The organism is Tissierellales bacterium, assembly GCA_025210965.1.
Classification (GTDB): domain Bacteria; phylum Bacillota; class Clostridia; order Tissierellales; family JAOAQY01; genus JAOAQY01.
The window spans coordinates 1-6,206 of record JAOAQY010000198.1 but is presented as its reverse complement, the minus strand read 5'-3'; the positions used below and the strand labels follow the sequence as shown (position 1 = coordinate 6,206).

At 30.6% G+C, this 6,206-nt stretch carries 9 protein-coding genes; 3 read left to right on the top strand and 6 right to left on the bottom strand.

The window, feature by feature from the left end:
* The 6 genes from N4A40_14525 to N4A40_14500 all read right to left on the bottom strand — a co-directional run.
* A partial coding sequence (locus tag N4A40_14525; protein ID MCT4663070.1) for a hypothetical protein occupies nt 1-229 on the bottom strand: 229 nt, incomplete at its 3' end.
* A gap of 78 nt (nt 230-307) precedes the next feature.
* Entirely contained in the window at nt 308-718 is a 411-nt protein-coding gene (locus N4A40_14520; protein MCT4663069.1) for a hypothetical protein, read from the bottom strand.
* The gene (locus N4A40_14515) at nt 718-1,110 is read right to left on the bottom strand and encodes a hypothetical protein (GenBank protein ID MCT4663068.1); all 393 of its coding nucleotides are present in this window, start codon (nt 1,108-1,110) and stop codon (nt 718-720) included. The genes N4A40_14520 and N4A40_14515 overlap by 1 nt, the downstream gene beginning before the upstream one ends.
* A gap of 266 nt (nt 1,111-1,376) precedes the next feature.
* Nucleotides 1,377-2,072, bottom strand: coding sequence for a deoxynucleoside kinase (locus N4A40_14510; protein ID MCT4663067.1), 696 nt, complete (start codon nt 2,070-2,072; stop codon nt 1,377-1,379).
* 171 nt (nt 2,073-2,243) lie between these two features.
* Nucleotides 2,244-2,555, bottom strand: a complete 312-nt coding sequence (locus tag N4A40_14505) for a hypothetical protein (GenBank protein ID MCT4663066.1) — start codon at nt 2,553-2,555, stop codon at nt 2,244-2,246.
* A 96-nt stretch (nt 2,556-2,651) separates the two neighbouring features.
* Nucleotides 2,652-3,206, bottom strand: coding sequence for a hypothetical protein (locus N4A40_14500; GenBank protein ID MCT4663065.1), 555 nt, complete (start codon nt 3,204-3,206; stop codon nt 2,652-2,654).
* A 201-nt stretch (nt 3,207-3,407) separates the two neighbouring features.
* On the opposite strand from N4A40_14500, the gene N4A40_14495 reads away from it, so the two are divergent.
* From N4A40_14495 to N4A40_14485, 3 genes are all read left to right on the top strand, one after another.
* Entirely contained in the window at nt 3,408-3,824 is a 417-nt protein-coding gene (locus N4A40_14495; protein ID MCT4663064.1) for a flavodoxin domain-containing protein, read from the top strand.
* Nucleotides 3,825-3,992: 168 nt separating this feature from the next.
* Nucleotides 3,993-5,546, top strand: a complete 1,554-nt coding sequence (locus tag N4A40_14490) for a bifunctional diguanylate cyclase/phosphodiesterase (protein ID MCT4663063.1) — start codon at nt 3,993-3,995, stop codon at nt 5,544-5,546.
* A 2-nt stretch (nt 5,547-5,548) separates the two neighbouring features.
* Entirely contained in the window at nt 5,549-5,974 is a 426-nt protein-coding gene (locus tag N4A40_14485) for a DUF1801 domain-containing protein (protein ID MCT4663062.1), read from the top strand.
* Nucleotides 5,975-6,206: the final 232 nt, after the last annotated feature.

The window sequence follows — 6,206 nt, the reverse complement described above, 5'->3', positions numbered from 1 at the left end:
TAAGTTCGTCAAGTTTAGAGTTTTCATCATTCATATATTCATTTCTAGCGATTTCATTTTCAAGTATTTTTATAATACCTACGCCATATTTAAAGCCAACGTCGTTTAATTCAATAGATTTTTGACGAGTTAAATAAAACTCAAATGAAAGTGTAATAGAAAGTGAAACTATCAATACAAATAGAAAATTATTTTTTATAAAGCCTTTAATTTTAGAGTATTTAAGCATTGTTTTACCACCTTATATAAATTTGAAAGTAATACAAAATATTGAGATATGGCTGCACTTATTTTAATAATATTTGCTTTACCATATAATATATTTCTTAAACTGCTTTTTCAGTTCTTCTAGACTCATGTCATTTCCCATAACATATTCTAAATGATCTAGATAAATTGAAACATTACGGGTCTTATGCAGTTTTAACATTGAATTTAAATCATATAAACTACTAGAACAATCAATAGCATTTTTAGAACCAATTCGCCTAAGTTTTTCGATTTTAGAATCTTTATCACTCATATATTCATTTCTAACGACTTCTTTTTCAATTATTTTTACAAGGCCAGTACTGTATTTAAAGCTAGCATTATCTAATTCAATTATTTTTTGACGAGTAAAACAAAGTTCAAATAAAAGTGTAAAGGAAAGTGAAACTATCAATACAAATAAAAAATTATTTTTAATGAAAATTTTAAATTGAGAGTATTTTGACATTATTCTACCACCCTGTAAAAATTTGAAATTATTTCAAGTGGTCCAGATTTATCAAATTTGAATTCTGGATTTAAATCTTGTTTTAACATTCTAGAATATCTCTTAGCATTATGGGAAAGAGCGTTTTCTCCTAGTAATGAATTTACATCTTTTAGAGTATTTATATATTCAGGATCTTCTAGCCAATGTTCTCTTTTAAGTTCATCGTTTAGCCACGTCATTAATTGATAATCTAGTGTTGTGATATTTCGTCTTTTTAGTTCATCTATTTTAGAATTTAGAAAATGCTGCCTGCAGCATAGAACAGTTAAAATTACAATAATCAAAATAGAGGTATTCTTTTTTGTATTTATAGTTTCTAAAAGTTTGTTATTTTTCGATTTCATAGACATAATAATTCAATAAACTCCTTTCAAATAGTAATTATAAAAACTATACCACAATTCAAAGAAAATGTTAAGGGAAATTTGTAATAAAATGTAATGCACTTAAAAAATAGAAACAACTGTGATTAGTAACATATGTGAAAAGTAACTATAGTTACTTTTTGAAAAAGTTTACCTTATAATTTCAACATGTAAATTAAAGAATCGAAAGTATAAAAACAATCAAAATTTAATACAAAAAAATAGTGGGAACCTAGGTTCCCACTAACACTTTAAATATATGGTTTTATAGCTTCCAAGATTTTAGCTTTCATGCTTTCTTTCATTTCGCCATTTTCTTCTAAGCAACATTCATTAAAGTCTATTCTGACTTTAGGACATAGATTAAATGCTTCGAACCATGCTTCGTAGTTTCGGTGAAGATCTTCCATATAATCTCTAGGAATGGCATCTCCTTCTGTTGAACGTGAACGTTTTTTGATTCTATCCATTGCAGTATCTATTGTAACATCTATGTAGACTAAGACATCTGGGACGTTTATATGCTGAAGCATATTGTAAAGTAAATCTCTGTATATAGTAAATTCATCTGTTGTCATTTGACCCCTGTCATGTATAGTTTTAGCAAATATTTCATCGCCGTAGATAGACCTATCTATGATAGCGAGATCGCCAGATGCATCTATTTTTTTGATATCTCTAAAACGATCATTTAAAAACATAACTTGAATTATTGCGCTCCATCTTGCTTGATCTGCATAAAAACGATCCAACATACGTTGTGCAAGCGTATTTTCCTTACCATCTTCCTTTAATTCTTCGTATAAAGGCAATCCCAATTCTTGATTTAAAAACTTTCCAACGGTACTTTTACCAGCACCGATAATACCATCGATTACAATAGCCATATTGTTCACCTGTCCTTCATTTTTGTACTGATTTGCTTGAGTAGATATAAATTGTTCCATTTTAGATCTCCTTTGACAGTCTTATCGTGAAATACACTAGATAGCGTGCCGTTAGTTATTATACCACAATATTTGGTGGAATATAAGAGGAAATAAAAAAATCCCGATAGGGATTTTGAATTTAAGTATAAAGCGCCAAAACAACACCATCATAGCGTTTACTTTTGGCTATTAAATTTGATTTAAAATTTTACTTCCATAGACCAATGTAAAATATTTCTTTAATAGTCCAAAAGATAAATAACCTAATAGAATAAGAGTAAATCCTAGAGCACCAGCTACAGGAAGAGCTAGAAATCTTGGAATTTCAACCATAAAAAACGATAATCTTATGCCAGGTAGTTCATAGAGCAGTTTTGAAAAACCAAGCCCAATACAAGCAAGTCCACCACCGATAAAAGCTATTCCAATTCCACCAAGCAATGGAATAACGATCAAGCTTGCAAAACAAGTACATATATGATGAAGAATTTTCCTAAACATAATAGAGCCTCCTTGTGATTCTTAGTTATGCTTAAATTATATATATTGTACTTAAGAATAACCTTAGCAAAATATTAAAGTTTTATTAAAAAAGGATTAGTATTTCTTAGTTTTATATATTTTTCGTCTAATCATTGCGAAACCAGCTACAAAACAGGTAATCAAAACGAAAACACTAGTAGTAATAGTTTTAAATAAATTTTCAAATACACCTCGTCCTATAGAACATATGATTTTAGTATTAGAATTATCATCGAATGATGCATTAAAAGTATATATACCTTGATTTTCGATACTGAAATTTGCAATACTATATCCAGTTCTATGTTTAAACGAGTAGCGACTATACGTATTTGAATAATCTAGAGGAATGTTAGTACTAGAAGAATCCAGTAATTCTAGATTTAAATGCTCAAGGTTCATACCTTTTTGATCGTAGTGTATATTTTTGAAAAATGTTTTATATTCATGATAAATAGTATAGGTTCCAGGCATCAAATCAAGTGTTTGAGTTGACGGAACTTCAAATCTAAGCATAGCATCTGAAAACTTTGATAGATTAGTAGATAGCATAATTATAAAAAATACTATACCAAAAATTATTACAAACCCGCCAGAGCTAAAAATATATTTTTTTATTGAAACTTTCATAAACAATCACCTCGACTTATTATAGCACAGGAGATGAAAAATCGACAGTAACAATGAAAATACTATTTTTGGTAATTCTAAATAATAGTTGATATTAAAAGAAGAGAAATAATTGCAAAATAACTTTACATGGTAGGAAAAATATGTTAGTATAAATACGAAAATGATAATCATAATCATTATTAAAAAGGAGGAAGCAATATGGCTGATGTAAGTATTATTTATTGGAGTGGGACTGGAAACACAAAAATGATGGCAGAGGCGTTAGAACAAGAACTTTTAGCAAATGGTAAGAGTGTAGATATTAGTGATGTAGAAGAAGCGAATGCAGATATGGTTAAGGGGTCTTCATTTGTAGCACTTGGTTGTCCTTCAATGGGAGCTGAAGAGCTTGAAACAGTTATGGATGATTATGTAGATGCGATAGATGTGAAGGATAAAAATGTGGTATTGTTTGGATCTTATGACTGGGGAGATGGACAGTGGATTAGAGACTGGCAAGAGAGAATGGAATCTAAAGGTGCTATCATGAAAGCTGAAGGGCTAAATGTTCATTTAACACCAGAGGATGAAGATATTGAAAAATGTAAGGCACTGGCTAGAGATTTAATTAAATAAAAAAACAACTTATTTGGTCAAGTAATAAAAGAGAGACCTTCTGGACAAAATGATTAAAATGTCTATCTTTGTGGATAAAAAATTTAAAATAGGGTAGAATAGTAAAAACCTGTATTTTACAAAATTACACAGAGAATAGGAAATGATCTAGAAAAGAAGGTTGATTTTATGAACATAGAAAGAGAAAAGCATATTATATTCAGGTACACCTTGGTAGGTATATTGTTTGGATGTTTATTTCCGATAGGAGCGATTCTATTTGAAGTAATCAGATTTGAGTTGCCATTAAACATCCATACTGTAGAACTTTTACACAAGAGTGTGCCTCTTTTATTGATGATAGATACGGCGCCACTGTTTTTAGGAATATTTGCATTTGTTGCAGGAGTTATTCGAAATAGATTGGAAGATTCAAATATCGAACTTGAGATGCTCGCTAATAAGGATGATTTGACGGATACGTACAATAGAAGATTTGGTCATTATAGAATAGAGCAGATGATAGCAAAACATAAAAAAGACAATTCAGAGTTTGCCCTCATATTCATAGACTTAGACAGATTTAAATATATAAACGATACAGCTGGTCATGAATATGGTGATGAGGTGCTAAAAATACTTGCAAGTCGTCTCCATTCACTTGTCAGAGATGAGAAAAACTTGATAAGGCTTGGAGGAGATGAGTTTATGATTTTGTGTGAAAACACAAAATTATTGAGTCAGCAACTTGATGATATTGTTAAGCGAGTTGAAATGCCAATAATGGTAAAGGACAAGCATTTTTTATTAAAGGCCAGTATCGGGATATCTATTTGCCCAGAACATGGTGATAAAGTTTCAGAATTGCTTAGATATGCATATATTGCTATGTATCATTGTAAGAAGACATTTAAGTCGCCTTATTGCATATTTAAAGAAGATATGCTTGAAGATATGGAAGAAACTGTGAGGATTAGCAACGCTTTAGAAATAGCACTTGAAAAAGATGAATTTGAATTGGTGTATCAACCTATATACGATACTTCTGGTGAAAATCTATATGCTGCAGAAGCTCTCTTACGATGGGATTGTAAGAATTTAGATGAGAAAATACCGCCAAGTGTATTTATTCCGATAGCAGAGCAAAGTGGTGTGATAATAGAGATTGGATATTGGGTTATAGAGTCTGTTTGCAGATTGCTCTCCACTTGTAATGAAAGAAAAAACGTCCCAGTTATATCTATAAATATTTCAGGAGTGCAGCTTAGAGATGACATATTTGTAGATAGGGTGGAACATATAGTCAAAGAATATGGCATAAAACCTCATGAAATAAAGTTTGAAATAACTGAAAGTGTTTCAATGGAAGAGATATCACATTCGAAGTCTGTGTTTAAAAAATTAAAGGAATCAGGATTCCGATTATCTATGGATGATTTTGGAACTGGGCATTCGTCATTAGCAGAACTTCGTAAAATGATGATAGATTATATAAAGATAGACAAGAGCTTTATAGATGATATTCATGTAGATGTTAGCAATGACCTAATAGTATCCGCTATGATTGCAATGGCTAAGGGACTTCAAATTAATGTCATAGCAGAAGGCGTAGAGGAAGAATCACAGCTTGAGTATCTAAAAGAACAGGGATGTGATTATATACAAGGGTATTTGTTTAGTAAACCAATTTCGGAAAGCGAATTTATAAAATTATGCAAATCAAAGTGCAAAGAGGGAGAATAGTGATGACGGAGCTAAAAACTAAACCAAGCGACCTTAGTGTTGAGGATTTTTTGAATAGAATAGAACCAAAAAAGAAGAGAGAATATTCATTTTTGCTTTTAGATATGTTTAGGAAGTGGACTAAATTAGATCCTGTAATGTGGGGAGATAGTATAGTTGGTTTTGGAAGTTATCACTACGTATATGCTACGAAGCGCGAAGGAGATTGGCTACTAACAGGGTTCTCACCTAGAAAACAGAGTTTAACCATTTATATTATGTCTGGTTTTGAGAATTTTGAAGAGATACTTTCAAGACTTGGGAAATATAAATTAGGGAAATCGTGCTTGTATATAAAGAAAATAGACGATATAGACATATCTGTTTTAGAAGAGTTAGTTATGGCATCTATAGACGTTATGAAAAAAACTTATGAAGTAACGTTATAGAATGGATGAAAAAATGTATAAAAGCATACTGAAGCAAGTTTCTATTTACTTGTTTCAGTATGCTTTTTGTATTGATATGATTAAAAATTAATGAATATCTATAGTACCAGTTGAAGAAGTTACATTTATATCATGATCTCCATTACCGATGGTTGCATCTATAGATTCCGAAGATTTTACATAGACTTTATTAAAATTCAAATCTGAATTTACAGTTCCAAAATCAGATTTA

Coding starts and splice junctions, on each gene's coding strand:
- N4A40_14495 (MCT4663064.1), top strand. CDS start 3,408: ATGGCTGATGTAAGTATTATTTATTGGAGTGGGACTGGAAACACAAAA.
- N4A40_14510 (MCT4663067.1), bottom strand. CDS start 2,072: ATGGAACAATTTATATCTACTCAAGCAAATCAGTACAAAAATGAAGGA.
- N4A40_14515 (MCT4663068.1), bottom strand. CDS start 1,110: ATGTCTATGAAATCGAAAAATAACAAACTTTTAGAAACTATAAATACA.
- N4A40_14505 (MCT4663066.1), bottom strand. CDS start 2,555: ATGTTTAGGAAAATTCTTCATCATATATGTACTTGTTTTGCAAGCTTG.
- N4A40_14500 (MCT4663065.1), bottom strand. CDS start 3,206: ATGAAAGTTTCAATAAAAAAATATATTTTTAGCTCTGGCGGGTTTGTA.
- N4A40_14485 (MCT4663062.1), top strand. CDS start 5,549: ATGACGGAGCTAAAAACTAAACCAAGCGACCTTAGTGTTGAGGATTTT.
- N4A40_14490 (MCT4663063.1), top strand. CDS start 3,993: ATGAACATAGAAAGAGAAAAGCATATTATATTCAGGTACACCTTGGTA.
- N4A40_14520 (MCT4663069.1), bottom strand. CDS start 718: ATGTCAAAATACTCTCAATTTAAAATTTTCATTAAAAATAATTTTTTA.